The 23,317-nt window shown below is 62.8% G+C and carries 29 protein-coding genes and 2 tRNA genes; 22 read left to right on the top strand and 9 right to left on the bottom strand.

Annotation, left to right across the window (positions count from 1 at the left end):
• From RBH20_RS03200 to RBH20_RS03185, 4 genes are all read left to right on the top strand, one after another.
• A complete protein-coding gene (locus tag RBH20_RS03200; RefSeq protein WP_306705431.1) occupies positions 1–387 on the top strand; it encodes a hypothetical protein in 387 nt (128 codons plus the stop codon).
• Between the two features lie 62 nt (positions 388–449).
• A complete protein-coding gene (locus RBH20_RS03195) occupies positions 450–1,679 on the top strand; it encodes a TIGR00300 family protein (RefSeq protein ID WP_306705429.1) in 1,230 nt (409 codons plus the stop codon).
• A gap of 128 nt (positions 1,680–1,807) precedes the next feature.
• Positions 1,808–3,298: an ATPase domain-containing protein gene (locus RBH20_RS03190; RefSeq protein ID WP_306705426.1), complete on the top strand. Its 1,491-nt coding sequence runs from the start codon at positions 1,808–1,810 to the stop codon at positions 3,296–3,298.
• 6 nt (positions 3,299–3,304) lie between these two features.
• Entirely contained in the window at positions 3,305–4,705 is a 1,401-nt protein-coding gene (locus tag RBH20_RS03185; RefSeq protein WP_306705424.1) for a PAS domain S-box protein, read from the top strand.
• 14 nt (positions 4,706–4,719) lie between these two features.
• Here RBH20_RS03185 and RBH20_RS03180 read toward each other — a convergent pair whose 3' ends face one another.
• Entirely contained in the window at positions 4,720–5,586 is an 867-nt protein-coding gene (locus RBH20_RS03180) for a ZIP family metal transporter (RefSeq protein ID WP_306705422.1), read from the bottom strand.
• A 45-nt stretch (positions 5,587–5,631) separates the two neighbouring features.
• A complete protein-coding gene (locus RBH20_RS03175; RefSeq protein ID WP_306705421.1) occupies positions 5,632–6,336 on the bottom strand; it encodes an SDR family NAD(P)-dependent oxidoreductase in 705 nt (234 codons plus the stop codon).
• A 95-nt stretch (positions 6,337–6,431) separates the two neighbouring features.
• On the opposite strand from RBH20_RS03175, the gene aroA reads away from it, so the two are divergent.
• The 4 genes from aroA (at position 6,432) to RBH20_RS03155 (ending at position 10,095) form a co-directional block, all read left to right on the top strand.
• Positions 6,432–7,721, top strand: coding sequence for a 3-phosphoshikimate 1-carboxyvinyltransferase (aroA, locus tag RBH20_RS03170; protein WP_306705419.1), 1,290 nt, complete (start codon positions 6,432–6,434; stop codon positions 7,719–7,721).
• 102 nt (positions 7,722–7,823) lie between these two features.
• Positions 7,824–8,219 (top strand): hypothetical protein, encoded by a 396-nt coding sequence (locus tag RBH20_RS03165; protein ID WP_306705417.1) that lies wholly within the window; start codon positions 7,824–7,826, stop codon positions 8,217–8,219.
• 48 nt (positions 8,220–8,267) lie between these two features.
• Positions 8,268–9,467, top strand: coding sequence for a chorismate synthase (gene aroC / locus RBH20_RS03160; protein ID WP_306705415.1), 1,200 nt, complete (start codon positions 8,268–8,270; stop codon positions 9,465–9,467).
• 1 nt (position 9,468) lies between these two features.
• The gene (locus RBH20_RS03155; RefSeq protein ID WP_306705413.1) at positions 9,469–10,095 is read left to right on the top strand and encodes a uracil-DNA glycosylase family protein; all 627 of its coding nucleotides are present in this window, start codon (positions 9,469–9,471) and stop codon (positions 10,093–10,095) included.
• On the opposite strand, the gene RBH20_RS03150 is transcribed toward RBH20_RS03155, so the two are convergent.
• Positions 10,096–10,638: a hypothetical protein gene (locus tag RBH20_RS03150; protein WP_306705411.1), complete on the bottom strand. Its 543-nt coding sequence runs from the start codon at positions 10,636–10,638 to the stop codon at positions 10,096–10,098.
• A gap of 100 nt (positions 10,639–10,738) precedes the next feature.
• Between RBH20_RS03150 and RBH20_RS03145 the strand changes: the two genes are divergently transcribed.
• From RBH20_RS03145 to RBH20_RS03095, 11 genes are all read left to right on the top strand, one after another.
• Entirely contained in the window at positions 10,739–11,491 is a 753-nt protein-coding gene (locus RBH20_RS03145; RefSeq protein ID WP_306705409.1) for a hypothetical protein, read from the top strand.
• Between the two features lie 26 nt (positions 11,492–11,517).
• Positions 11,518–11,601, top strand: a tRNA-Ser gene (locus RBH20_RS03140).
• A 250-nt stretch (positions 11,602–11,851) separates the two neighbouring features.
• A complete protein-coding gene (locus RBH20_RS03135) occupies positions 11,852–13,234 on the top strand; it encodes a PGF-pre-PGF domain-containing protein (protein ID WP_306705408.1) in 1,383 nt (460 codons plus the stop codon).
• Positions 13,235–13,279: 45 nt separating this feature from the next.
• Positions 13,280–13,579: a DUF5785 family protein gene (locus RBH20_RS03130; RefSeq protein WP_306705405.1), complete on the top strand. Its 300-nt coding sequence runs from the start codon at positions 13,280–13,282 to the stop codon at positions 13,577–13,579.
• 55 nt (positions 13,580–13,634) lie between these two features.
• Positions 13,635–13,973 (top strand): hypothetical protein, encoded by a 339-nt coding sequence (locus RBH20_RS03125; RefSeq protein ID WP_306705404.1) that lies wholly within the window; start codon positions 13,635–13,637, stop codon positions 13,971–13,973.
• 108 nt (positions 13,974–14,081) lie between these two features.
• Positions 14,082–14,855, top strand: coding sequence for a GTP cyclohydrolase III (locus tag RBH20_RS03120; RefSeq protein ID WP_306705402.1), 774 nt, complete (start codon positions 14,082–14,084; stop codon positions 14,853–14,855).
• Between the two features lie 67 nt (positions 14,856–14,922).
• Positions 14,923–15,498, top strand: coding sequence for a CBS domain-containing protein (locus RBH20_RS03115; RefSeq protein ID WP_306705399.1), 576 nt, complete (start codon positions 14,923–14,925; stop codon positions 15,496–15,498).
• Positions 15,499–15,584: 86 nt separating this feature from the next.
• Complete coding sequence (locus RBH20_RS03110) at positions 15,585–16,052, top strand: N-acetyltransferase (protein WP_306705397.1); 468 nt, start codon at positions 15,585–15,587, stop codon at positions 16,050–16,052.
• Positions 16,053–16,084: 32 nt separating this feature from the next.
• Positions 16,085–16,158, top strand: a tRNA-Thr gene (locus tag RBH20_RS03105).
• Between the two features lie 35 nt (positions 16,159–16,193).
• On the top strand, positions 16,194–16,598 hold the full coding sequence (gene msrB, locus RBH20_RS03100; RefSeq protein ID WP_306705395.1) for a peptide-methionine (R)-S-oxide reductase MsrB: 405 nt from the start codon (positions 16,194–16,196) through the stop codon (positions 16,596–16,598).
• Between the two features lie 48 nt (positions 16,599–16,646).
• Positions 16,647–17,360 carry a hypothetical protein gene (locus tag RBH20_RS03095; RefSeq protein WP_306705393.1) on the top strand — a complete coding sequence of 238 codons (714 nt, stop codon included), beginning with the start codon at positions 16,647–16,649 and terminating at the stop codon, positions 17,358–17,360.
• Here RBH20_RS03095 and RBH20_RS03090 read toward each other — a convergent pair.
• From RBH20_RS03090 to RBH20_RS03065, 6 genes are all read right to left on the bottom strand, one after another.
• Positions 17,333–17,590 carry a glutaredoxin family protein gene (locus RBH20_RS03090; protein ID WP_306705391.1) on the bottom strand — a complete coding sequence of 86 codons (258 nt, stop codon included), beginning with the start codon at positions 17,588–17,590 and terminating at the stop codon, positions 17,333–17,335. The two genes, RBH20_RS03095 and RBH20_RS03090, sit on opposite strands and share 28 nt — an antisense overlap.
• Before the next feature lie 66 nt (positions 17,591–17,656).
• Positions 17,657–18,121 carry a nucleoside-diphosphate kinase gene (gene ndk / locus RBH20_RS03085; protein ID WP_306705389.1) on the bottom strand — a complete coding sequence of 155 codons (465 nt, stop codon included), beginning with the start codon at positions 18,119–18,121 and terminating at the stop codon, positions 17,657–17,659.
• Complete coding sequence (locus RBH20_RS03080; RefSeq protein WP_306705387.1) at positions 18,121–18,477, bottom strand: 50S ribosomal protein L24e; 357 nt, start codon at positions 18,475–18,477, stop codon at positions 18,121–18,123. The genes ndk and RBH20_RS03080 overlap by 1 nt, the downstream gene beginning before the upstream one ends.
• 2 nt (positions 18,478–18,479) lie before the next feature.
• Positions 18,480–18,707: a 30S ribosomal protein S28e gene (locus tag RBH20_RS03075; RefSeq protein WP_004516764.1), complete on the bottom strand. Its 228-nt coding sequence runs from the start codon at positions 18,705–18,707 to the stop codon at positions 18,480–18,482.
• Between the two features lie 11 nt (positions 18,708–18,718).
• On the bottom strand, positions 18,719–19,081 hold the full coding sequence (rpl7ae, locus tag RBH20_RS03070) for a 50S ribosomal protein L7Ae (protein ID WP_004593501.1): 363 nt from the start codon (positions 19,079–19,081) through the stop codon (positions 18,719–18,721).
• A gap of 213 nt (positions 19,082–19,294) precedes the next feature.
• Positions 19,295–20,308 carry a nitronate monooxygenase family protein gene (locus RBH20_RS03065; RefSeq protein ID WP_306705381.1) on the bottom strand — a complete coding sequence of 338 codons (1,014 nt, stop codon included), beginning with the start codon at positions 20,306–20,308 and terminating at the stop codon, positions 19,295–19,297.
• Between RBH20_RS03065 and tmcA the strand changes: the two genes are divergently transcribed.
• From tmcA to RBH20_RS03050, 3 genes are read left to right on the top strand one after another with little or no spacing between them, the layout of a single operon-like run.
• Entirely contained in the window at positions 20,307–22,634 is a 2,328-nt protein-coding gene (gene tmcA, locus RBH20_RS03060; protein ID WP_306705379.1) for a tRNA(Met) cytidine acetyltransferase TmcA, read from the top strand. The two genes, RBH20_RS03065 and tmcA, sit on opposite strands and share 2 nt — an antisense overlap.
• Entirely contained in the window at positions 22,631–23,128 is a 498-nt protein-coding gene (locus RBH20_RS03055; RefSeq protein WP_306705377.1) for a DUF456 domain-containing protein, read from the top strand. Before tmcA ends, RBH20_RS03055 begins: the two co-directional genes overlap by 4 nt.
• Positions 23,125–23,289, top strand: a complete 165-nt coding sequence (locus RBH20_RS03050) for a hypothetical protein (RefSeq protein ID WP_306705375.1) — start codon at positions 23,125–23,127, stop codon at positions 23,287–23,289. Before RBH20_RS03055 ends, RBH20_RS03050 begins: the two co-directional genes overlap by 4 nt.
• Positions 23,290–23,317 lie beyond the last annotated feature (28 nt).

The following is a 23,317-nucleotide window of genomic DNA, read 5'->3' as shown; positions in this document are numbered from 1 at the left end:
ATGACCACGGACCCCTCGTTCAGCATCCCCGCACACCCACAACGGCGCTTTCCCCACGGAAGCGGGGTCGAATACGAGGGCGGGACGGAATTCCGACTCATCCCGGAACAGGAGCAGGCGACGCCGGAACTCGCCGAGACAGTCGTCGACATTCTTGCGGCTGGGCCGTACCGCTACGGTGATTTCCACGACCTGCCGATGCCGCTGTGGCTGGTCCGCGACGAGGAAACAGCCGATGTGTTCCGCGTCGCGGTCCGCGACGGAACGGTGCGATTGCACGTCCTGCCGACCACGGAATCCGACGGGCTACAGCGTTTCTTTGAGCGCCTGTGTGAGACCAGCGCGGGGGTGTCGTGGGCCGTGCAACGACACGTCGACGGACAGTAGCCGGACCGCCGGGGTCACGCAGACCCAAAACCGTCTTACACACCTGCCTCCATGTCTTGGCCATGACCGTCTCTCGCGAAGTCGAGCTAGAGGGCCACATCATCGACTCCGGGATGATGCAGTCCTGTTTCGGTATCATCATGGATCTGGGCGGTTCCTTCTCCGTCCAAGAGTTCGATATCGGCCGCCACAAAGACGAGGAGTCCTACGCCCGAATGCTCGTCGAAGCCGACGATGAGGCCCAACTACAGTCGATCGTCCACGAACTCCACCAGCACGGCGTCAACCCCTCAGACCCGAAAGACGCCACGCTCGTCCCCGCGCCCGACGACCAAGTCGTCCCACATGGCTTCTACTCGACGACGAACCATCCGACGTTCATCCGCCACAACGGCGAGTGGATAGAAGTCGAGGACGTGGAGATGGACTGCGCTGTGGTTGTCGAAGACGGTGACTCCCCCCGGGCCTACACGAAAGTTCTCAACGCCATCGAAGAGGGCGACATGGTCGTCACCGACGAAACGGGCATCAAGGTCCAGCCGCCGGAGCGGCCCCGTGACTCAGGTGGCGCGTTCGGCTTCATGCAAGGTGGCGTCTCCTCGGAGCGGCCGTCAGAGTCGACAATCCGCAAAATCGCAAACGCGATCGAGGAGACGAAAAAAGAGGGCGGCAAGGTGATGGCGGTCTGTGGGCCGGCGCTCATCCACTCCGGGGCACGTGAGGACCTCGCTCGCCTTGTCCGAGAGGGCTACGTCGACATGCTCTCGGCCGGCAACGGCTTTGCAGTCCACGACATCGAGCGGGATATCTACGGCACGTCGCTCGGGATGGATACCGAAAGCCTTGATCACCCCCGCCACGGCCACAAACACCACATCTACACCATCAGCGAGGTCATCCGCGAGGGCGGCATCGAGGAGGCCGTCGAGTCCGGAACCATCGAGTCTGGCGTCATGTACGAGTGTATCGATAACGACCGTCCGTTCGTGCTCGCGGGATCGATCCGCGACGACGGCCCGCTCCCAGACACGATTACCGACGCCGTCGAGGCCCAGAACGCCATCCGAGAGCAGGCCCACGAAGCCGACATGGTGCTGATGCTCTCGACCCTGCTGCACTCGGTCGCCGTCGGAAACTGCCTCCCCTCGACGACACGGGTCGTCTGCGTCGACATCAACCCCGCGACGGTGACACAACTCCTTGATCGCGGCTCCGCACAGGCAGTCGGGATGGTCACCGATATCGGTACCTTTGTCCCGATTCTGGCGAGACAGTTGCTTGGCGAGGACTAGGTCGACCACGAGCGGCGCGAGTGAGCGAACAAGCGAGGAGACGCGAATCGGTGATTCGTGGACTGTCCTCGGTTGTCACGCCCGTGTTCTCGCGAGATGCTTATTACCGGCCATCCGATAGTCCGTCTATGTTCTCTTCCGAGCGGCAGTTCGTGCAGCTTTCTAGCGGTATTTCCGGCCTTGATTCGCTTCTCAGAGGTGGACTGGTAGAAGGGCGACTCTATCTCGTTATCGGGCCGCCCGGAACTGGCAAAACACTGCTTGGCACGCAGTTTCTCGAAGCAGGACTCGAAGCTGGCGACGACGTACTGTTCATTCATGCCGAAGAATCTGCTTCCGACCTGCTGGCGAACACTGCCGAACTCGGCATTGATATCAGCGACGCGACGTTTCTCGACGTTGGCCCCGACTCAGAGTTCTTCGAAGAGGCTGAGTCGTACGACGTTGTCAAACCCCAAGACGTCGAGGACGGCCACCTGATTTCGGATATCCGCGAGGCTATCGAGCGGGTCGACCCGGACCGCGTTCTCATCGACCCCATCACGCATTTCCAGTATCTTGAACCGACCGAGTACCAGTTTCGCAAGCGCGTCATCTCTTTCGCACGCTTCCTGCAGGACAGGGAGACGACCGTGCTGGCGACCAAGACGCCGAGCAATCAGATGGACAGCCAGCTCAGGTCGCTCAGCGACGGCATCATCTCGCTCAGCTACGGCGACGAGAAGGCAGGTCGACGGATTCGATTGCGCAAGCATCGCGGCATCGGCCAACAGGACGGCTCACACGGGATGGAAATCCGCGACTCCGGCGTCGAAGTGTATCCGGCGCTCGAACCGGAACAGCGGACGCGGTCGTTCGACCCCACGCAGTTTTCCGCGGGGGTTCCGGAACTGGATTCGCTCCTCGATGGGGGACTCGAACGCGGGACAGTGACGATTCTTAGTGGCCCCTCCGGTGTCGGCAAGTCGACGACAGCGACGGAGTTCCTGGCCTCCGCAGCGGCAGACGGGTCCCCGGCGCTCGCGTACCTGTTCGACGAGTCAATCGACACGTTCAGCCACCGCTGTGAGACGTTCGGGATACCACTCTCGGAGTTACGTGACGAGGGGACACTTCTCGTCGAGGAGGTCGAATCGCTGGCGCTGTCGCCCGAGGAGTTCGCGAACCGCGTCAAGACCCAGTCCGAGGAGCGGGGGGCCGAACTCGTCGTTATCGACGGCATCGCAGGCTACAAGAACGCGATCAAGCGCGGCCAAGACGACGTGGAACTGCGTCGGCGACTCCACGCCCTGACACAGCATCTCTCTCGCGGGAACACGGCCGTAATCCTGATTGACCAGCGAAGAGACGTGACCGGGTTGCACGAGCCGACGAGCGAGAACGTCAGCTACCTCGCTGACAACATCGTCTTCGAGAACTACATCGAGGTTGCGGGCGAACTCCAGCGCGTCGTCGGCGCACTGAAAAAGCGCGTCGGCGGGTTCGAGACAGTCCCGCGCCGATTCGAAATAACGGCCGACGGCCTACAGGTCGGTGCCCCCGTCTCAGGGATGCACGGCGTGTTCGAGGGCGTTCCCGAACAGCGCGGCGACAACACCAATCAGTCGTCCACTCGCTAACCACCGATGGCCGACATCCAGTTACTGCTGGCCGGCGATGGCAACCGGGACGCACTCGCCTCCGTCGTCGCCGAACACCACACGGCGATCACGGACGGCGAGTTCCGGGAGGCAGACCTCCACATCGTCGACGAGTCGTCGTTTCCGCAATACAGAGAAGCGATAGAGCAGTACAAACATCGGGCAGATCCGGTGTTCTGCCCCGTGATTCTGGTCCGTCGCGAGGAGACTCCGGGCAGGATCGATCTCCCCGATATCGACGCGGCCGAACAGCCACTCGTCGTCGACGATATCATGACAGTGCCGCTGGACACGCAGGCACTCTTCCGAACCATCGCGAACCTCCTCGCGCGGCGCAGTCACACCGAGGACCTTGCTAAAAACCTCAGGGAGCAACACAACGAACTCCGGCGGTTCAGAAACGCTGTCGAGCACGGAGGGCACGCGATTCTGATAACAAACACGTACGGCATCATCGAGTACGTTAATCCGGCGTTCGAGGAGTTAACTGGATTCAGTGCCGAAGAAGCAATCGGTCGGACGCCGCGGATACTCAAGTCCGGCGAACAGGGCGAACAGTTCTACGAACAGCTCTGGGACACGATTTGCCGTGGCGAGGTCTGGACGAGCGAAATTGTAAACGAGCGAAAGTCCGGAGAGCGATTCATTATCAACCAGACCATCGCCCCGATTCAGGACGCAGACGGGACGATCCAAGGGTTTGTTGGGATTCAGGACGAAATTACCGGTCGTCGGCTACGTGAGCAACAGCTCACCGTTTTTCACCGGATACTCCGACATAATCTCCGTAACAACGGAACGACGATCAGCGGACGTGCGGATATTCTCTCAGAACTAGTCGACGACGATGACGCGCTCGCCCATCTTGAGACCATCAAAAGAAACGTTCAGTCCCTGCTCGATATCAGCGAGAAAGCCCACCACGTGCAGGAACTGCTCGCGGACTCACTGACTGACGATGTCGAGCGCGAACTCGAAACTGCCCTCGGTGATATCACAGACGGACTGGCTGCAGCATACCCCGACGCCGAGTTCGTCGTCGAGGTCGATTCACTCCCGTCATCGACGATAGATGCAAAGGTTGTTCCGGCGTTGCAGGAACTCATCGAGAACGGTATCAAGCACTCCGACGCATCGGCACCGCGAGTGACCATCCGGGCGAAGCGCCACGACACGACAGCGACAGTGACGATTTCAGACAATGGACCAGGCGTCCCGGACCAGGAGCGCCAGGTCATCGAAGCAGCGGAAGAAAAGCCGCTTGAACACGGGTCCGGGCTGGGGCTGTGGTTCGCGTACTGGCTTATCAGCTACATCGGTGGCGATATCGACATTCAGACCCATAGTGACGGGACGAGTATTTCCGTGATGATGCCCGTGCGGTGACGGCGAACACACGCTCAGATGGCGGCCCATGCCAGGACAATGACGGCAGCGCCGACCACCGTTGACCCGACAGCGTGCGTCCGGAGTTCGTCGAGCAGGTCGTGAGAGTGGTCGTGGAGTTCACAGACCTCATCGATCTCACTGCCGGCTTCGCAGTTCGGCAGGAAGTCCATTGCGACGTGGAGGAAGATGCCAGCGGCGAATCCGAAGATAACTGCGTTGAGAAGCGCTGACTCCGGTACTGGAAGCAGCGCTGCCGGGATCGCCGTCAGGCCAACGCCGGCCGCGGGGAGCAACAGGGCAGTTGCGGACTTGCCGCTACGTCCGAGCCGCCGGGCAGCAGCGTAGCCGGCCGGCCCTTTGTGCGAAACGATGGCGAGACCGAGCAGGATGCCCAGTTCCGGCATCGAAGCGTAGACCAGTCCGATGACCAGTCCGGCCGAGAGCGCGTGGGCAGCGATGGCGAGTGTCGTTATGTCGAAGGACGTCTCAATGTGTGTCAGTCGGTGGCCGATAGTGTGGGTGCCGTAGCCGGTGACCAGTCCGGCGGCGATACCGACGCCGCCGATTCGCGCTGCGCCAGCCTGACCGCCAAGCCCCATCGCCTGCGGGACGAGGAACATGGCTGCTGACGCAACCATCGCTCCGCTCGCGAGGCCGTACCCCCAGACCAGTCGGTACGGGTTTGTCTCGTCGGCCCGCGCACCGAGCCACGCGCCCATTGCCATTGCGACGAATGCGACCCAGGAGATAACGAGGACTTTGCCCGCCCCGGCAGTGAATGCGACGGCTGACAGGACTACCAAGCCGACGGCACCCGCGATACCAGCGGCGGACACCCGCCCATTGTTATTAAAAATTGAGGTTGAGTTAATAGACATTATCTACAATCACCGGCCTGTTGCCAATAAACCCATCGGTGGCGGTCACCGCGTCGCTGACCGATAGTCGCCCCAGTCGAGGACCCCGCCGTCCAGTGCTGACGGATCAGCGTCCCGGAGTGCCCAGAGAACCATTTCAGCGACGGATTCTGGATCGCGTCCGCCGTCACCGGAGAGGTCCGTCGCGACCTGTCCGGGGTCGACTGCACCGACCGGAATATCAAGTTCGGCGGCGAACCCGCGGGCAACAGCCTCCGCGGCGGCCTTTGAGACGGCATAAGAACCGTACCCGGGCATTCCCTCACGCGCGACGACGCCCGTCGGGACGACGATGCGGGCGTCCGAACCGAGGTGTGGGACCGCTTCACGAATCGTTGAGAACACGCCGCGGGCGTTCGTCCGGATGTGGTCGTCGAACGCGGTGTAGGATTCCTCGGTGAGCGGCGTCTCGCCGGCGGTGCCGTGGTAGACACCGGCGTTGGCGACAACGTACTGTATTGCATCTCCTTCCCGCATGGCAGTTTCGACCAGCCGTTCAACGTCGTACTCATCGCGTACGTCCGTGCGAATTGCAGTCACGGAGCCACCCGCGTCCCGGATAGCAGCTTCGACCCGCTCAAGCGCCTCGGCATCGCGGGCACAGATGACCGTATGTGCGCCTGCGGCCGCTACCGCATGGGCTATCTGCTCGCCGATACCTCTACTCGCACCCGTGACAACAGCGGTTGCGCTGTCCATCGCTGGGACCATGGCGGTGGTACCGGTGCCAGCCACAAGGTCGTTGCTCTCACCCCCTGTTGAGTGGGAGCGGTAGTCTCTTGTCGAACGCCCGCTACCGACCGGGCATGGACATCACGATTACCGAGTCGACGGTCAAGGGGACGGCACAGGCGCCGCCGTCGAAGAGCTACACGCACCGGGCAGTGCTGGCCGCGGGCTACGCTGACGGCGCAGTCGTCCGCGACCCGCTCGTGAGTGCGGACACGAAGGCCACGATGCGAGCCGTCGAGGCCTACGGCGGCAGTGTTTCGCTGGCCGACGACGAATCGACGGTCGAGGTTACGGGCTTCGACGGGCGTCCGGAAACGCCGGCTGACATCATCGACTGCGCCAACAGCGGGACGACGATGCGACTGGTCACCGCTACGGCTGCGCTACAGGACGACCTCGCGGTGCTGACTGGTGACGAGTCACTCCGGTCGCGCCCGCAGGGGCCGCTGCTGGATGCTATCGGACAGTTGGACGGCGACGCCGAGTCGACGCGCCGGAACGGGCAGGCCCCGCTTGTGGTCGGCGGCGGCATCGACGGCGGCGCAGTGGAAATCCCCGGCGACGTATCCTCGCAGTACATCACTGCGCTGCTGATGGCCGGTGCCGTCTCGCCGGACGGCATCGACATCGACCTGACGACCGAACTGAAGTCGTCGCCGTACGTCGACATCACGCTGGAGGTGCTGGACGCGTTCGGCGTCGACACCCAGAAAACCGACACCGGGTTCACCGTCGACGGCGGCCAGACCTACGTCCCCGACGGCGGCGACTACAACGTCCCCGGGGACTTCTCGTCGATGAGCTATCTGCTCGCAGCCGGCGCGCTCGCCGCCGAGGACGGCCTGCAGGTCACGTCGGCGTTCCCAAGCGCTCAGGGTGACGCCGCAATCGTCGACATCCTCGACCGGATGGGGGCCGACCTCGACTGGGACGAGGAAAACGGCGAAATCACCGTCTCACAGTCAGATCTGACCGGCATCGAGATCGGTGTCGAAGACACGCCGGACCTCCTTCCGACCATCGCAACGCTGGGGGCCGCTGCCGACGGCGTCACCCGGATTACCGACGCCGAACACGTCCGGTACAAGGAGACTGACCGCGTGAGCGCGATGGCCGAGGAACTCACGAAGATGGGCGCGGAAGTAGAGGAACACCAGGACAAACTGTTCGTTTACGGCGCGGACAGCGACCTCGCCGGCACGACCGTCGAGGGCCGTGCAGACCACCGCATCATCATGTCGCTGGCCGTCGCCGGCCTCGTCGCCGACGGCGAAACGACGGTGATGGGCGCGGAGCACGTCGACGTGTCCTTCCCGGACTTCTTCGACGTACTCGAATCGCTCGGCGCTGCTGTCGAGCAGTAAGGCATCGGGTCACCAGCGCGTCAGGTTTTGTACTGAAATAGTACTGTTGATTTGATAGATGAGTGAGCTTATACGTTTCGAGAAGTATTTACAACACACGTTGTGAATCAGACGAGCGCTTCCGAACAGTCTACTGCGGACCCCACGACAGTCCTCTACGTCGATGACGACCAGTTGTTGCTTGATTTGCAGGCCGATATCGCCGACGAGCGTGAGGCAGTCGAACTAGTAACGACACCAAACACCGACCGGGCGATGACACTGCTGACCGACCGCGAATTCGACTGCGTGGTGGTTGGACGCCGGCGTACTGCCTCCTCAGTGGGCAACTTTGCCCGTACGGTCAACACGAAGTATACGGACACGACACTGGTACGGTACACCTGGGAGCCCTGGTCTGACGACGCAGACGAGGTGTTCGATGCGGTCCTTGAAAAACAGATCAGGGCGGCGGAGACGGTGCAGTTCCTCGACCGTGTCAGGTGGCTCGACGACTGACAGGAGCATCTACAAGGTTCAAATGCCCCCAACCCCGACACCACTGTAATGAACGGTAACGAGTTCGGTCGTCTGTTCCGCATGACGACCTACGGCGAGTCTCACGGGGAGGCGATGGGCTGCACCGTCTCCGGCGTTCCAGCGGGCGTCGAACTCTCGGAGGAAGAGATACAGAAAGACCTTGACCGACGCAAACCCGGGCAGTCGATGATTACCACCTCCAGAGGGGAACCGGACAAGATAACGATCAACTCCGGGATTCAGGACGGCTACACCACGGGCACGCCTATCGGGATGGTCATCCAGAACAAGGATGCCCGGTCGGGCAAGTACGAACCTTTCATCACAGCTCCGCGGCCGTCACACGGCGACTACACCTACTCCGCGAAGTTCGGGACCCGAAACTGGGGCGGCGGCGGCCGCTCCTCTGCCCGCGAGACGGTGAACTGGGTCGCTGCCGGCGGCGTCGCCAAGCAGGTGCTCGAACAGTCCGACCACGATGTTCAGATCAAGGCCCACGTCTGCCAGATCGGTGACGTGGAGGCCGGTCCGGTGACCTTTGAGGATATGCTCGAACACAGTGAGGAAAACGAGGTCCGCTGTGCCGACCCCGAAGCCGCCGACGAGATGCGCGACGTGGCCGACCAGCACCAGAAGGAGGGTGACTCCATTGGCGGCGCGATTTACTTCGAATGTCGCGGCGTCCCGTCCGGCCTCGGAGCGCCGCGGTTCGATAGCTTCCCGTCCCGGCTCGGACAGGCAATGTACTCCATCCCGGCGGTCAATGACTTCGAGTACGGTATCGGCCGTGAAGCCCGGACAACCAAGGGCAGCGAGTACACCGAGAACTGGGAGTTCAACGAGGACGGTCACCCTACGCCTGTCGGCAACGACCACGGCGGAATCCAGGGCGGCATCACAACAGGCCAGCCCATCTACGGCGAAGTGTCGTGGCACGCGCCGGTGTCGATTCCAAAGACCCAGGAGACCGTCGACTGGGAGACCGGCGAAGGCAAGGAAATTACCGTCACCGGTCGCCACGACCCGGTCCTGCCGCCGCGGGCGGTCCCAGTCGTCGAGGCCATGCTCGCCTGTACGGTGCTCGATTTCATGCTGCTTGGCGGCCGCATCAATCCCGACCGGCTCGACGGCCGGCCAGGCGAATACGACACCGACTACCACCCGTCCAGCCCGCAGAACGACCCCGAGGATGCGGACACCCACGCAAAAACCATCGACGACGACTAACATGGACGCACAACAGGAGTCCAAGTCGAACCCCTTCGGGATGGATGAAGAATGCCAGAACTGCCCTGCGCTGTGTGAGACGCGCGAGAACGTCGTTCACGGCTACGGCGACGTGGGCGCAGAGTTCATCGTTCTCGGTGACTCGCCCGCAGTCGGCGCCAACGAGTCCGGTCTCCCCTTCACCGGGGAGAGCGAGCGCGAACTGCTCGACATCCTCGCCGCGGTCGATATGTGTTCAGACCCGGACGCTGACAGACCACAGCTACAGAACACCTTCCTGACCTACGTCACCCGCTGTCGCCATCCCGACAGGGATGCGACTGACGAGGAGGTCGTTAACTGCGAGCCGTATCTCAACAGCGAGATACGGATGATTAACCCCGAGATCCTGCTGCCGGTCGGACAACGGCCACTCGAAGAATTGGCCTTCGAGTACACGACGATGAGCGAGGACGAACTCGACATCGAGGACCGCCACGCGACGACGATCCGCGGCCGCGGGTTCGAGATCCTCCCGATGATTCCACCGAGCGAACAGACTGACGCGGAACGGACGGCGTTTCTGGAACACTTCAGCGAGACGCTTGGACAGGACTACCGCCAGACGAAGGGCCGACGCGGGCGGTAGTCAGGTGTCAGACTGGACTTCAGTCGCAGCGGCCTGAGGTAACTCTTTCGGGCTCGACACTGTTCCGTACTCTGTTGCTGCCTGTAGACGGTTCTCGGCGTCGTGGCGGTACTGGCTCGCCTGTGTCGACTCACCCTGTTCGCTGGCATAGGTCATGCCGCTGAGCCATTCGGCGGCTTGCCAGAGGCAGGTCGCTTTCTTGCGTGCTCGTTCCGATAGCTCGGCCAGCGTGTCGTCGTTCGCTTCGCGAACAGCCGTCGTGAACTCCTCGACGCTGTCCTCGAAATCCGACGCGGCACTGTCGAACCCACCACGAGCGAGCGCCAACTCCCCGTCTTCGACGGTCGCCAGCGCGTCCGATAGCTGGCGGCGCGCCTCGCGATACCGTGTGTAGCCGATACGATATGCCCGCTGTGCTGCCGCCGTCCCGGATAACGTCGCTTGGCGGTCGCAGTCGCGACACACGACTTTCGGTTGTGGATCTCCAAGTACCCGATACTCCGACCCACATCCATCGCATCTGTAGGTCTGGGATTGCTCCATATAGATTCTCTTACTTATCAATTATCCCCCATGTGATATAATTGTTCTGTGCCTACACCGGAACACAAGCGACTAATCACAGTCGGGCCGAGAAGACAGTATGACTACGGTAACTGTGCTGGCTGACCCGCCAGTCGAAGGGTTCGTGTTACAGGAACTGGCGGGCGGCATTGTAGACGACGCCGAGGCCGCCGAGCTATACGAAGCCATGCTGCTTGACGTTTGTCGTGCGGTGGAGATCAGCGGTGCCGAGTTGTTGGTGAACTACCGTCCCTCGGAACAGGTCCCGGACGACGTCGACCCCGAAGCTGCGGTGCGGGAGCCAGTGACAGAAGCTCTTGAATCACCGGATAACGCCCGGTTCGAGGTTCAGGTCGGTTCGACGTTCGCCGGTCGGGTCGGGAACACGGTGACGCACCTCCTTGATCAAGAAGATGTCGCAACTGTCGCCGCCGTCAAACCGACAGCAGCGCTGCTGAATCGGCAACTTATCGACAGCGCGGCGATGAAACTCCGGTCCAGCGGCGTGGTTCTCGGCCCCGCTGCCGGCGGCCGCGTCTACTACGCCGGGTTCGGCGAGCCGATTGATTTCGAGGACAGCTACGCCACCCCGACGGTCGAAACGATCGGCGAGCGTGCTGCGGATGCCGGCCTCGACGTGGACTTTCTCCCGCCGTCAGCCGTTCTCGAAACGCGAGCGGATCTTGAGACCATCGTGCCGCTGCTCCGAGCCCGGAGCCGGGCTGGTCGGGTCGTACCGCAACAGACGACGGCGTTCCTCGATGACCTCGGAATACGTGTTGTCGACGACGACGGCGAGCCGAGCGTGGTCCGAGAGACCGACAGGTCTTAGAAGGCCCACCGAATATGCTTGACTGCGGTGGGATGGCAGAGCGGCCTATTGCGCCTGCCTTGAAAGCAGGTATCCTCACGGATTCCTGGGTTCAAATCCCAGTCCCACCGTATTGCTCCGAGCGAATACGCGAGGAGCCACCGGTACGCATTGGCGATTTGAGCCTTGCAAGTCCACGCAGAACGCGGTGAGTGTGATCGCCTTGTCTGGAAAGCTGAAACCCGTCGCAGCCGACTGCACGAGTAACAGACGCTGCAACGGGAAGATACAGAATTCGCTGCCTTCTGACTCGTAGGGACCGTTTACCGAATCGAGGCAATCGGGCGGTTTTATGTCGATGGTCTGGATTATATTTGAGTAATGGTACGTGAAGAGAGGTCCCCAAAGCAGCATCTTCCGAGCCTCCTCGCGGTCTGTGTCGTTGCCCTCCTCCTCGCAGCGACGGTGGCAGGTCCTGTTGCTGCTGCACCACGACTGTTCGTATCCGGCGCATCGAAAGAGGTAGACACGATACTGGCCGGTGAATCGGTAAACGTCACCGCGACGGTCAAGAACACCGGGAGCTCCGGGGGCGCGATGAGAGTTGAGTACATAGCGAACGGAACGACGAAAGCGACTGAGCGGGTGGCCGTCGATTCCGGGTCATCGGCCAAGCAGACACGGGCACTAACGTTTAACACGCCTGGGACATATCAGATTACGGTTAAAGGTCCAGAGCGGTCGGCTGGACGCCTTCAGGTCAAGAAGGCGACTGCAACGATGAGACGACAGGATGCAACCAGCCGACAAACCGAGGTCCGTGGCGGCGCAGTGCCAACGGCGAAGCCATACGAAGTCGAGATGCCGGGTGCGATGAACCGGACGTTCGCAGTCCAGTCGTGGACTGTAAACGCATCCCAGCGATCGTTCACACAGGACGTGACCGAATATACAGACCCCGCGGACGCAGGTATCACAGTACCCGATGACGACGATGCATCGGTGTTCGGTGTGGTTACCGTCGGATCATCGGCGGGGGTCCAACCGTCGTCGATGCAGTTCATATTGAACCGCTCGAATCTTCAATCGGCTGGCATCGATGCTTCGGCGGTCCGCGTGTACCACCGTGTGAACGGGTCATGGCAAGCCGCCGAAACAAGCGTTGTTGACGAGCGGCCTAATCAAGTCGTCTACGAAGCGGACACGGCGGGCGCATCGGCCTACGCGATTGGGCAGATCGAGCCTGCATTCAGCATCACGCGAACCGCAGTTGTCAGCGAACAGGTTCCTGAGGGGCAACGAGTCGTCGTTGAGGCAACGGTTTCCAACGGCGGCGGTATCGAGGGCTCCTACGACGCACAGATGCGGGTGGACGATGCGGTCGTCAATCGAACATCTGTGACTGTACCAGCGGACACCGAACAGACGGTGACGCTGTCGACGGTCATAACAACGCCAGGGACGTTCCAGATCAACTTCAACGATGTCAACGCCGGCGAGATTCAGGTAACCGAGAGTCAGGTCCAGACCGGCGAAGACGGCGGCGCCGAGCCGAATCCGGAGCCGACGGGAACAGAGCCAGCGGCCCAGACCGAACCAGCGGTTGACGGTGACGGCGGACTCGGGCCGCTCCCGGGCACAATCATGGGCATCAATACGATGCTGGTCATCGGCGGACTTCTCGGTGCGTTGCTGCTGTTCGGTGTCGTCATCGCGCTCCTCCGACGAGGTGGCAGCCGGAACGACAGCGGCTTCGAACTGTAGGCGGGGAGAGAAACCCTTTTTGTGCCAGTGTCCAGAGAGTCGCGTATGGATTGGCCACACGATCCGGACGGCGAGGAAGGAAGCGAGGGCCGGCGAAAGTACGGCCACGCTGTGCTGGCGAAGAAAGTTGACGAGGACGAGGACTTCCCGCTGACCGCCGAGGAGTATGTCGAACAGTACGGAGATCACCCGGTTCGGATCGATTACGAGACGGTCGTCAGCGTGGCGGACATCTTCGAATACGTCGACCAAGAGGAGTTCAAGGACTTCCCGGACTTCCACAAATCGCTTGGGCGCGCGCTGCGCGAGGCAGACTGGTGGCCGTACAGACTCGAACAGGCCTGATTGTGTAGTGTGTGGGCACGACACATACTTGTGGGAGGCCGGTGTAGCGTCGCGTATGGCGACGACATCTTCAAGCGGCGACCGCACCGAGCAGGGACTTCCCGAAGAGGTTGTTGCTGACCTGTTGTCGGACAACACTCGCCGGCAGGCGCTCTCAATACTGGCTGACCGCGATGAGCCAGTGGTCGTGTCAGACCTCGCAGCAGCGGTTCTGGCGGCCGAGCGTGACACCGAACCAGCGGCGATCCCAGACACTGACAGGGACGAACTCACCGAGGAACTGTTTACCGATCACCTCCCGAAACTGACGGCAACAGATATTGTCGCGTACGATTCGATGGTCGGAACTGTCGAGATCCAGCGACGTGATGCAGTAGCGACTGACCCCCGTTGAATCGGCTCGCATATCTGGAATCCAACACCGGTCGGACCGGCCTTCAGTCCATTCTGCCGGTTAATTTCGACAGAGCAATACCCGTTGCTTCTAAACGAACGATGGACAGTGACCAACACCCAAATCACCCATATACAGATTGATAATTACGGGCCGTGGACTGTGACGCCTGAGCCCCGCCGTGAAGTCGACTTGCAGACGCTCCAGTCCCGGTTGTACGCTGACCTCGCACAGTTGGTCGGGAACCGCGACGGCTACATCTTCTTCTCGCGGTTCGACAACATGATTGCCGTGACGAATGGACTGGATGAGGCCGCACACGCGCTCATTCAGGAATCCGTCGGCAATCGCTACCCGGTGACGATGAGCCTCTCTGTCGCGACGGGAACGACACCCGTCTCGGCGCTGGGAACGGCGACGGAACAACTTCAGGAGGCCGGTAGTGCCCAGGACAAGGGTCGACGAGAAGTGCTACGCGGCCAGACGATCGACGAGCAGTTCCAGAAGCCCACAGACGTACAACTCGCGCATTTCGATGTCGATGACGCCACCGAGAAATACACCGACCAGCTCAACGAGTTCGACACGTTCATTCAGATCGAACAGGGGTATGCAGCGCTCATGAAATATATGCGCGAGGCCCACGACTCGCTGTCGTTTTTCGTCGGCGGCGACAACGTCATCGCAGTCTGTCCGGACTTGGATGAAGCCGACTACCACGACGCAATTAATCACGTTCGTGAAGCGGTCGACGTAGAGTTGAAAGTCGGTGTCGGACGCGGGCGGACGGCAGCGACGGCCGGGATGGACGCCAAGCATGCGCTAGAAACCTGTCGAGCGACTGGCGAGGCCGTCACCATCGAAACCGAGACAAGTGAATAACTTGTGAACCACGCGATATAAACGTAGTGGAGGTATCTTTTAGACCGGTCATGTGGTAACTACACACATGAACGGTGAGGTCACTGTGCGGGAGGTTATGAATAGAGAGTACGTCGGCGCAAGCGAGTCCGACGACCTCCTTGAAACGACGGAGCTGCTGATCCGAGAGGATCAGCACCCGATTCTCGTATTACGGGGGAACGAACCAGTCGGCGTCGCGACGGACAGAGACGTGCTGGCATATATCGTTGACGGTGGTGACCCGGAGACTGCCACTGTCGGTGACGTGATGCGTGAATCCATTCCGACAATCGGTCCCGATGCTGGACTCCCGGCGGCACGGGACCGGATGGCGACACGCTCCGCCGAGTTCCTTCTGGTAACGGCTGACGGAGAGCCGCTCGGGACACTGACCGAGCACGATATCCTCTCGACTGCGAGATTAGAGAGCGAGTCGACAGAGGTCGTCGAACAGACCTCGACAGTTGCGACGACCGGTCAGGAAGCCACAACCGACGGAATGCAGTCCGCCGCCGAGGATTCGTTCGACAGTCAGGGCATCTGTTCCGCCTGCAGCACGTTTACACGGGATCTGGCCTCGTTCAACGGGCAGCTTCTCTGTGCGGACTGCCGGGACGTCTGAGCCACTTCAACCGGTCTCCCTCACTGCAGCGGACGGATACGACGGCGTAGCCGAACTGTTTTGACCGTACGACACGGAGTAACATTGTGGAAATCGCCACCGCCTCGATGGATGACGTGGACACCATCGTTGACCTGTGGGTCCACTTGGCGGAGAGCCAGCGTGCTCACGGATCACATCTGTTCGGAGACCGGAACCGAACCGCGGTCCGAGAGACAGTCGTACAGCGCGTTGTCGCCGAGAACGTCTGTCTGGCTCGCATAGACCGGCACGTCGTCGGGTTCGTCATGGTGACCATCGACAGCGGCCGGTACGAACAAGACGAGACGCGGGGTATCATCGAGAATATCTTCGTCGAACCGGTCCACAGGAACCAGGGAATCGGCAGCGAACTGCTCGCTACAGGAGAAGAGCTACTCCACCAGGCCGGTGCAGATATCCTTGCGCTGGAAGCGATGGCAGACAACGAGTCCGCCCGACAGTTCTACCGCGCACACGGCTACGCACCACACCGGATCGAGCTCGAAAAGCCGACCGAAAACGATACTCTCTAAACGGTCCCCACACAACGCAGGTATGCAACCGTGCCAGGGGAGCTTGGGTGGTCCAAGCACTCGACTTGTAATCGAGAGTTCGTGGGTTCAAATCCCACCCCTGGCTTTACGCTTTTACCGCTGGAGGGCGTACGGCAGAGCATGAGTGAATCCGAAGAAGAACTCCCGGACAACGACGAAGAGTGGCGCGACATACTCTCCGACGAAGAGTACCGAATCCTCCGCGAGTCTGGAACAGAGCCGCGGTTCAGCAGCGAACTTATCGATGTAGAGGACGAGGGCGTATTCACCTGTGCCGGCTGCGGGACAGAACTATTCGATAGCGACAGGAAATTCGAATCAGAAACTGGCTGGCCGAGCTTCTGGGACGTGTATCAGGAAGGCAACGTCGAAACACGGGCGGACAACAGCCACGGGATGGAGCGAACAGAAGTCATCTGTGCCGAGTGTGGCGGTCATCTGGGTCACGTGTTCGATGATGGACCGGAGCCAAGCGGGAAGCGGTACTGCATCAACGGCGCGGCGCTTGACTTCGAGTCAGAGTAGCAACCACCGGAACCCTTTTTTTCGTCATTGAAGTTGATACGGCTAGACGTGACTGAACATGGGACCGACGAGGCGGGCGACGACGGGGCCGGAGCATCGGTCGACGAGTCGCTGGTCGACGAACCACCGACTGCGACCGCCGAACAGCCACAGCCGGAGAGTCACCTGCTAGCTGAGAGCCTCCGAACGTTTCCGTGGCTCCGCGCCGCCGGCGTCGCAGTCGGGACGCTGGCTGTCGAGTATCTGCTCGTCGCCCTGCTGTTTCTCGTCGGCCCGTCGTCGGTCGACCTGCCGGAACTGTCGGACCGACTAGTCCAGTACGGGTTCGTGCTGTACAACGCCCACCACGTGCCGACGCTGGTGACGGCATCGGACGCAGAGGTGTACGGCTCGGCCGCACGGAACGTCCTGTACGGCGCACAGGGTGCAAGCATCCCGCCGATAGTCTATTTCCTGATTCCGATTGTCTCGCTGCTCGTCGTCGGCGCGCTGTTCGAGCGCTATCGCGGCGATGCCCGGTCGGACAGCCTGCTCGAGGAAGCGGCGCTCGTCGGGACTGGTATCGGCTTTGGCTACGTCGTCACTGGGTTTATCGGGAGCTTCGTGTTTGTTCGGACGGTCATGTTCGATGGTGGGGGCGAAGGGCAGGCTGCACCGGCAGTGCTGTGGCTTCTCATTCTGCTGTTTTTCCTCCCGCTGGTATTTGCGAGCCTCGGCGCGGCCGCTCGCTATCTCTACGCTGACTGGGCTTCGGGCGCGTAAGTCGTCTCAATAAGCTCGAGGATACGGTCGGACTCGGCCATCGTGACGCCGCGGTCCTCATCAACCAGAACCGGGACCCCCCGCTGACCGGAGACCCGCTTCACCTCGTCGCGTTTCGAGTGCAACGCCTCGACCCAGACGCTGTCGTAATCGATGCCGAGTTCGTCCAGTCGGTCGGCGACTTTCTCACAATACGGACAGCCGTCGAGCTGGTAGAGCGTCAGGCTCATACTGAGCGGTACGGACGCCGCCCTCAAGGTGGTTGTGCTCGAAAAAACGCAGCGGTCGACCTGACGTTACTCGTACAGCCAGGACGAGTCGATCTGGTCCCAGTCGACGAGTTCGCCCTCGTCGAAGAACAGCTCGATTTCGCGCTCGTTTGCGCCCTCGTCCTCGTGGTCGGAGCCGTGGATGACGTTCCGACCGAGGTCGAGCCCGTAGTCACCACGAATGGTGCCGGGAGCCGATTCGGCGGGGTCAGTCTCGCCCATCATGTTTCGGACCTGCCGGGTCGCGTCCTGACCTTCCCAGACCATCGCGAACACGGGCCCGGAGGTGATGAAGTCGACAAGCCCGTCGAAGAACGGCTTGTCCTCGTGCTCGCCGTAGTGCTCCTCGGCGAGCTCCTGGTCGATCTGCATGAACTTGCCACCGACCATCTTCAAGCCGCGGTCCTCGAAGCGGGAGACGATATCTCCTATGAGGCCGCGCTGGACGCCGTCAGGCTTGACCATCACGAACGTGCGCTCGTGCTCGGACATCAGGCCTCGGCCTCCTCAGCTTCCTCGTCCGCCTCGTCTTCAGCATCTGCGTCGGCCTCGTCGGCGTCGGCAGCAGCTTCTTCAGCGTCTGCTTCCTCGTCCGCAGCCGCCTCAGCGTCCGCTTCTGCCTCGTCAGCGTCAGCTTCGACGTCTTCAGCCTCGTCCTCGACCGCACCGGCGTCACCGCGTGCGGTGTCAGTCCATTCAAGGTTGCGGGCCTCGCGGCCCAGGTCGGCGTTGTTCTCGCACTTCGAGGAACAGAAGTGCGTGGTCGCGCCGTCCTTGTGGACGAACATCGTGCCCGTGCCGGGTTCGATGTCCGTGCCGCAGTAGTCACATTCGCGTGTCCGGGGCATGGTTACTGCCCTCCGATGGTGTCGGCCTCGCGAGCCGTCTCGCGGAGCTGGAGCACGTCACCTTCGCGGACCGGGCCGAGAACGTTGCGCGTGATGATGCGCCCCTGGTTCTCGCCTTCGCGGATGCGGCACTTGACCTGCATGGCCTCGCCGTGCATCCCCGTCCGGCCCACGACTTCGATAACCTCGGCGGGCGTGGAACCGCTGCTTTCGGATTCCTCAGCGCTCATCCGAGGTCACCTCACCGAAGCTCCTCGACCTTGTCGGCGATGTCCTCGACATCGGCGTCAGCCTCACCGGCGTCGGTGACGGCTGCGGCGGCCGAGCCGACTTCGAGCCCGGCGGCGTGTCCGAGGTCGTCCTGCTGCTCGACGAAGATGAAGGGAACGCCCTTCTCGTCGGCAAGCTCCGGAATGTGCATGACGATTTCCTCGGGCTGGACATCTTCAGCGACAAAGACGAGCTCGGCGGAGCCGCGCTCGATGGACTTGGTCGTCTCGTTTGTACCCTTCTTTACTGCGCCTGTGTCCCGGGCAACCTCGAGCGCCTCAAGGGCGTCGTCTTCGAGGTCCGCGGGAACGTCGAAATCTACGTATACTGGCATTTGTATGTTCACCTCCTGCGCGCGAGCTCAGGCTCCCCCGCCGTGTCCGGGCCGCGAGGCCCGTCACACCGTGATGGTGTGTATCCTGAAAAGGCTGGGAGCATCATCAACTCGGCGCAGGCTGTACACCATTCTGTGCTACCGGCCCTAAAAGCGCTTTCGAAGCCGAAATCGCGTGCCAGCCCGCCACACAGGTGCTGTCGGGGGGTCTGCCTATTCTGCGGCCGCCGACGCATCGACCAGCGCGGCCCGCGCGTCCGAGACGAGACGGGCCACCACCTCACCGGCGGGCCGTACGTCCTGTGTGAGGCCAGTGCTCTGGCCGGCGTAGTGTGGCAGGGCCTCGACATCGCCGGACATCCCCGCAAGCGGGGGCATATCAGCAATCCGACTAATCGGCTCGCCGTCGGGCATCTGTGCAATTTGTTCGGGGTCGCTGGCGTCGTCCAGTTCATCCGAGTCGTGTCCGGCCTGTTGTCGAACCTCGTCGGTTTCGAGGACTCGGTGTGGTTGGTCCGGCCAGCCCCGGTCGAACAGGTCGGTAAACCGTGTCGCCGTCTCAGGCGCGTCAACGATTCGCTGCCGATATGTCTCGTGCGCGCCCGATTCCTCGGTCGCCACAAACCGAGTGCCGAACCAGCCGCCATCGGCTCCGAGCGTCAGCGCCGCCGCAAGCCCACGCCCGTCGCCGAGACCGCCGGCCGCAACGACCGGGACTGGAACCGCGTCAGCCACCCGCGGGAGCAACGCGAAAGTCGTCACGTCGCTCTGGACGTGGCCACCAGCCTCCCGGCCCTGAGCGACCACTACGTCGGCCCCGGCGTCGACGGCGGCCCCGGCCTCGGCAGCGCTGGCAACCGTGACCATCACCGTCCCGCCGACCTCGTGGACCCGGTCGATGTACGGCCCGGCATCGCCAAACGAGAAGGAGACGACCGACGCGCCCGCGTCCAGACAGGCATCGAGACACGCCGACGGCGAGAGCACGCCCGTCGATTCGTCGAGGACGACGTTGACGCCGACCACGCCGTCAGTCGCGTTTGCAGCGTCCGTGTACGCGTCACGGATCGCGTCGGCCTCACGCCACGACATCGCCAGCATCCCGAAGCCGCCCGCGTCCGCGACTGCCGCGGCCAGGGACGGTGTCGAGACACTCCCGACCGGTGCCTGCACGACTGGGTGGTCGATACCGATCTCGGAACAGAGCGGGGTCTGGAGGGGAGCCATGCCGGCGACTGTGTCCGGTCCAATAAAAAGCGTACCTGGAGAGCACCGTGACCGTCAGGTCCATACTGGCTCGTCCGCCACCACCGGTATGGACATCGCGCGCTCGCTCCGAGCGGAGGCCCGCCGTGCGAACGAGCGCCGGCTGCTCGTGCTGGCGGGCGACCCCGACCGGACGCGGGAGCGAGCGGCAGCAGCGCTTGACGCGGCAGGCATCTCCAGCGCCGAAACGACTGTCGTCGGCCCGGAATCGTTTCTCGACTGTGAACACCACGAGCAGTCCCGCGCCGAGGAGCTTCTCGGTCGGACGCGGACGGCTGTCATCATCGATGCGCACGAGGAACTACGACCGGATGCGGTCGGGCGCACCGTCGGTGCCGTCGACGGTGGCGGCCTCTACGTCCTCCTCGCGCCACCACTGGAAACGTGGCCCGAAGAAAGCGACGGGTTCGACGCCTCGCTCGCAGTCCCGCCCTTCGGCGTCGAGGACGTGAGCGGGCACTTCCGCCGTCGGTTCGTCGAGACACTGCAAGCACACCGAGGTGTTGCCATCGTCGACGCCGACACGGGCACTATCGAGCAGGACGGCCTGACGGACCCGCCACCGAGCCGTCCGGTTCCGCGCCCGACACTACCCACCGACGCGTGGTTCTGCTCCGAGACCTACGCTCAGTGTCTCACCGACGACCAGCGGGACGCGGTCCAGGCATTCGAATCCCTGCGGGACGACGGCGAGGCAGTCGTGGTCGAGGCGGACCGAGGGCGGGGGAAGTCAAGTGCCGCCGGGCTGGCCGCCGGAAACCTCGCCGCGGCGGACAGGGACGTACTGGTGACCGGGCCGCAGTACCGGAGCGCCGCCGAGGTGTTCGCGCGGGCGGGACATCTGCTGGAGACGCTCGGCGTCGCCTTGACGCGCGACCGTTCGTCAGACCCCCAGCGGCTCAGCGTTGCAGGGGCGGGCTGTGTGCGGTACGCGCCACCGGACGAAGCGGCATCGCTTCCGGATGGTCCCGACGTGGTCATCGTCGACGAGGCCGCGGCCCTGCCGGTCCGGCGACTCGAACAGTTCCTCGACGCGCCGGCGGTCGCCTTCACCACGACCGTCCACGGCTACGAGGGGGCAGGCCGGGGCTTCTCCGTCCGGTTCCGTGACCGCCTCGCGGAAAGCGACCTCGCCGTCACCGACGTGTCGATGACGACGCCCATTCGATACGGGGACGCCGACCCCGTGGAGGTGTGGGCGTTCCGGGCGCTGTTGCTGGACGCTCGCCCGCCGGTCGACCAGCTTATCGCAGATGCGACGCCAGAGACCGTGGAGTACCGCCGGCTCTCGGCAGCCGACCTGCTCGCTGACGAGCACCTGCTCCGGGAGGTCTTCGGCCTGCTCGTGCTGGCGCACTACCGGACGGAACCCTCGGACCTGGCCCGACTGCTCGACGCCCCCAATCTCACTGTCCGGGCGCTAACCCACGAAGGCCACGTCGTTGCAGTGGCGTTGCTGGCACAGGAGGGCGGCCTCTCGGCTGACACGCGGGCCACGATGTACGAGGGTGGACGGGTCCGCGGGAACATGCTCCCGGACGTGCTGTCGACGCAACTCCGGGACGAAGCTGCCGGAATCCCGGTCGGTCAGCGGGTCCTCCGCATCGCGACCCACGCTGCGGTCCGGTCCCGCGGACTCGGGTCCGAACTCCTCTCGGAAATCAGAGCGGAGTTCGCCGACCATGTGGACTGGCTCGGGGTCAGCTACGGTGCGACGCCGGAACTCGTCCGTTTCTGGGCGGACAACGGCTACAACACCGTCCACCTCGCAACCTCGCGGAACGCGACCAGCGGCGAGTACTCCGTGGTAATGCTCGACCCCTGTTCCGACGACGGGGCGGCGCTCGCGGCGCGCCACGGGGAGTGGTTTCAGAACCGAATCGCGGCGGTGCTGTCGGACCCACTCGACGACTGTGACCCCGACGTGGTTCGGGCCGTGCTTCGAGCGACCGACGGCGAGCGGCCGGTATCGCTCTCGGAGTGGGAATGGCGGCTGGTCGCCGGCGTCCCCGGTGGCGCGTCGGTCCTCGACACGAACCCGAAGCCGTTCCGTCAACTCACCCGTCGACACCTGTCGCACCCAGCCGACGCGACCGCGCTCTCGCCGCGGGAGAAACGCCTGCTTGTCCGAAAGGTCTTGCAGGCACATCCATGGTCAACTGTCACCGAGGAACTGGCGTTCGTCTCTGAGCGTGAGTGCATGCGCACGCTCGGCGGAATAGTCGAAAGGTTGACGCGTCTGTACGGCGACCCTTGGGTACAGGAGGAACTCGATAGACACCTATGAGCCTGCTTGGCCTCGAAACGCTGTTGTTTGTACTCGCGTTCGCCCTACTGGTCGGCGGTGTCATCGGTAGCCTCACGCCCCAGGTTCCCGGCGCGCTCGTCTCGCTCGCCGGCGTGTACCTGTACTGGATCGCCAGCGGCATGACCGACCCCGGAACGCTCTTACTGGCCCTGTTGACGCTGGTCGGCCTGCTGACGTGGGCCGTCGACATCGCGGGCGGAGCCGTCGCCGCGCGCGTCGGCGGGGCGTCGAACTGGACAGCAGCCCTCGCCGGCGTCGTGGCGCTCGTCCTCTTTTTCGTCACCGGCCCGCTCGGCATCCTGCTGGGCGTCGCTGGAACGGTGTTCGTCGTCGAGTTCTATCGGCAGGAGGACGCAAGGGGGAGCGCGAAGGCCGCGCTGGTAACCACCGTCGGGATGCTGGCCTCCGGCGTCGTTCAGGCCCTGCTGACGGCGTCGATACTGGTTACCATGATTGCCGTCGCGCTCCTATGACACAGTGTGCGGAGGACAGCTGCGAGAATGAGGCCGCGGTCGAACTCCACATCCCTTGGGAGGCGAACCGAGAAGTGTGTCCGGCCCACGCTCGCGTCTGGGCGCAGAAGGACGGCGTCGTCCCAGCGCCGATGGACGGCCACGAAGACAGGTGGCCATAGACCGCTGTCGTCGGAATTGACGATTTAA

This window comes from Haloarcula sp. H-GB4, assembly GCF_030848575.1.
Classification (GTDB): Archaea; Halobacteriota; Halobacteria; order Halobacteriales; family Haloarculaceae; genus Haloarcula.
This window is presented reverse-complemented; position numbering and strand designations above follow the sequence as displayed.

Bases quoted from the DNA above. Each gene is read 5' to 3' on its own strand.
- RBH20_RS03145 (WP_306705409.1), top strand. From the start codon at position 10,739: ATGACTACGGTAACTGTGCTGGCTGACCCGCCAGTCGAAGGGTTCGTG.
- aroA (WP_306705419.1), top strand. From the start codon at position 6,432: ATGGACATCACGATTACCGAGTCGACGGTCAAGGGGACGGCACAGGCG.
- RBH20_RS03075 (WP_004516764.1), bottom strand. From the start codon at position 18,707: ATGAGCGCTGAGGAATCCGAAAGCAGCGGTTCCACGCCCGCCGAGGTT.
- RBH20_RS03185 (WP_306705424.1), top strand. From the start codon at position 3,305: ATGGCCGACATCCAGTTACTGCTGGCCGGCGATGGCAACCGGGACGCA.
- RBH20_RS03065 (WP_306705381.1), bottom strand. From the start codon at position 20,308: ATGGCTCCCCTCCAGACCCCGCTCTGTTCCGAGATCGGTATCGACCAC.
- msrB (WP_306705395.1), top strand. From the start codon at position 16,194: ATGAGTGAATCCGAAGAAGAACTCCCGGACAACGACGAAGAGTGGCGC.
- RBH20_RS03135 (WP_306705408.1), top strand. From the start codon at position 11,852: ATGGTACGTGAAGAGAGGTCCCCAAAGCAGCATCTTCCGAGCCTCCTC.
- RBH20_RS03155 (WP_306705413.1), top strand. From the start codon at position 9,469: ATGGACGCACAACAGGAGTCCAAGTCGAACCCCTTCGGGATGGATGAA.
- RBH20_RS03080 (WP_306705387.1), bottom strand. From the start codon at position 18,477: ATGCCCCGGACACGCGAATGTGACTACTGCGGCACGGACATCGAACCC.
- tmcA (WP_306705379.1), top strand. From the start codon at position 20,307: ATGCCGGCGACTGTGTCCGGTCCAATAAAAAGCGTACCTGGAGAGCAC.
- RBH20_RS03125 (WP_306705404.1), top strand. From the start codon at position 13,635: ATGGCGACGACATCTTCAAGCGGCGACCGCACCGAGCAGGGACTTCCC.
- RBH20_RS03050 (WP_306705375.1), top strand. From the start codon at position 23,125: ATGACACAGTGTGCGGAGGACAGCTGCGAGAATGAGGCCGCGGTCGAA.
- ndk (WP_306705389.1), bottom strand. From the start codon at position 18,121: ATGTCCGAGCACGAGCGCACGTTCGTGATGGTCAAGCCTGACGGCGTC.
- RBH20_RS03190 (WP_306705426.1), top strand. From the start codon at position 1,808: ATGTTCTCTTCCGAGCGGCAGTTCGTGCAGCTTTCTAGCGGTATTTCC.
- RBH20_RS03055 (WP_306705377.1), top strand. From the start codon at position 22,631: ATGAGCCTGCTTGGCCTCGAAACGCTGTTGTTTGTACTCGCGTTCGCC.
- RBH20_RS03090 (WP_306705391.1), bottom strand. From the start codon at position 17,590: ATGAGCCTGACGCTCTACCAGCTCGACGGCTGTCCGTATTGTGAGAAA.
- RBH20_RS03180 (WP_306705422.1), bottom strand. From the start codon at position 5,586: ATGTCTATTAACTCAACCTCAATTTTTAATAACAATGGGCGGGTGTCC.
- RBH20_RS03150 (WP_306705411.1), bottom strand. From the start codon at position 10,638: ATGGAGCAATCCCAGACCTACAGATGCGATGGATGTGGGTCGGAGTAT.
- aroC (WP_306705415.1), top strand. From the start codon at position 8,268: ATGAACGGTAACGAGTTCGGTCGTCTGTTCCGCATGACGACCTACGGC.
- RBH20_RS03200 (WP_306705431.1), top strand. From the start codon at position 1: ATGACCACGGACCCCTCGTTCAGCATCCCCGCACACCCACAACGGCGC.
- RBH20_RS03130 (WP_306705405.1), top strand. From the start codon at position 13,280: ATGGATTGGCCACACGATCCGGACGGCGAGGAAGGAAGCGAGGGCCGG.
- RBH20_RS03195 (WP_306705429.1), top strand. From the start codon at position 450: ATGACCGTCTCTCGCGAAGTCGAGCTAGAGGGCCACATCATCGACTCC.
- RBH20_RS03115 (WP_306705399.1), top strand. From the start codon at position 14,923: ATGAACGGTGAGGTCACTGTGCGGGAGGTTATGAATAGAGAGTACGTC.
- RBH20_RS03175 (WP_306705421.1), bottom strand. From the start codon at position 6,336: ATGGTCCCAGCGATGGACAGCGCAACCGCTGTTGTCACGGGTGCGAGT.
- rpl7ae (WP_004593501.1), bottom strand. From the start codon at position 19,081: ATGCCAGTATACGTAGATTTCGACGTTCCCGCGGACCTCGAAGACGAC.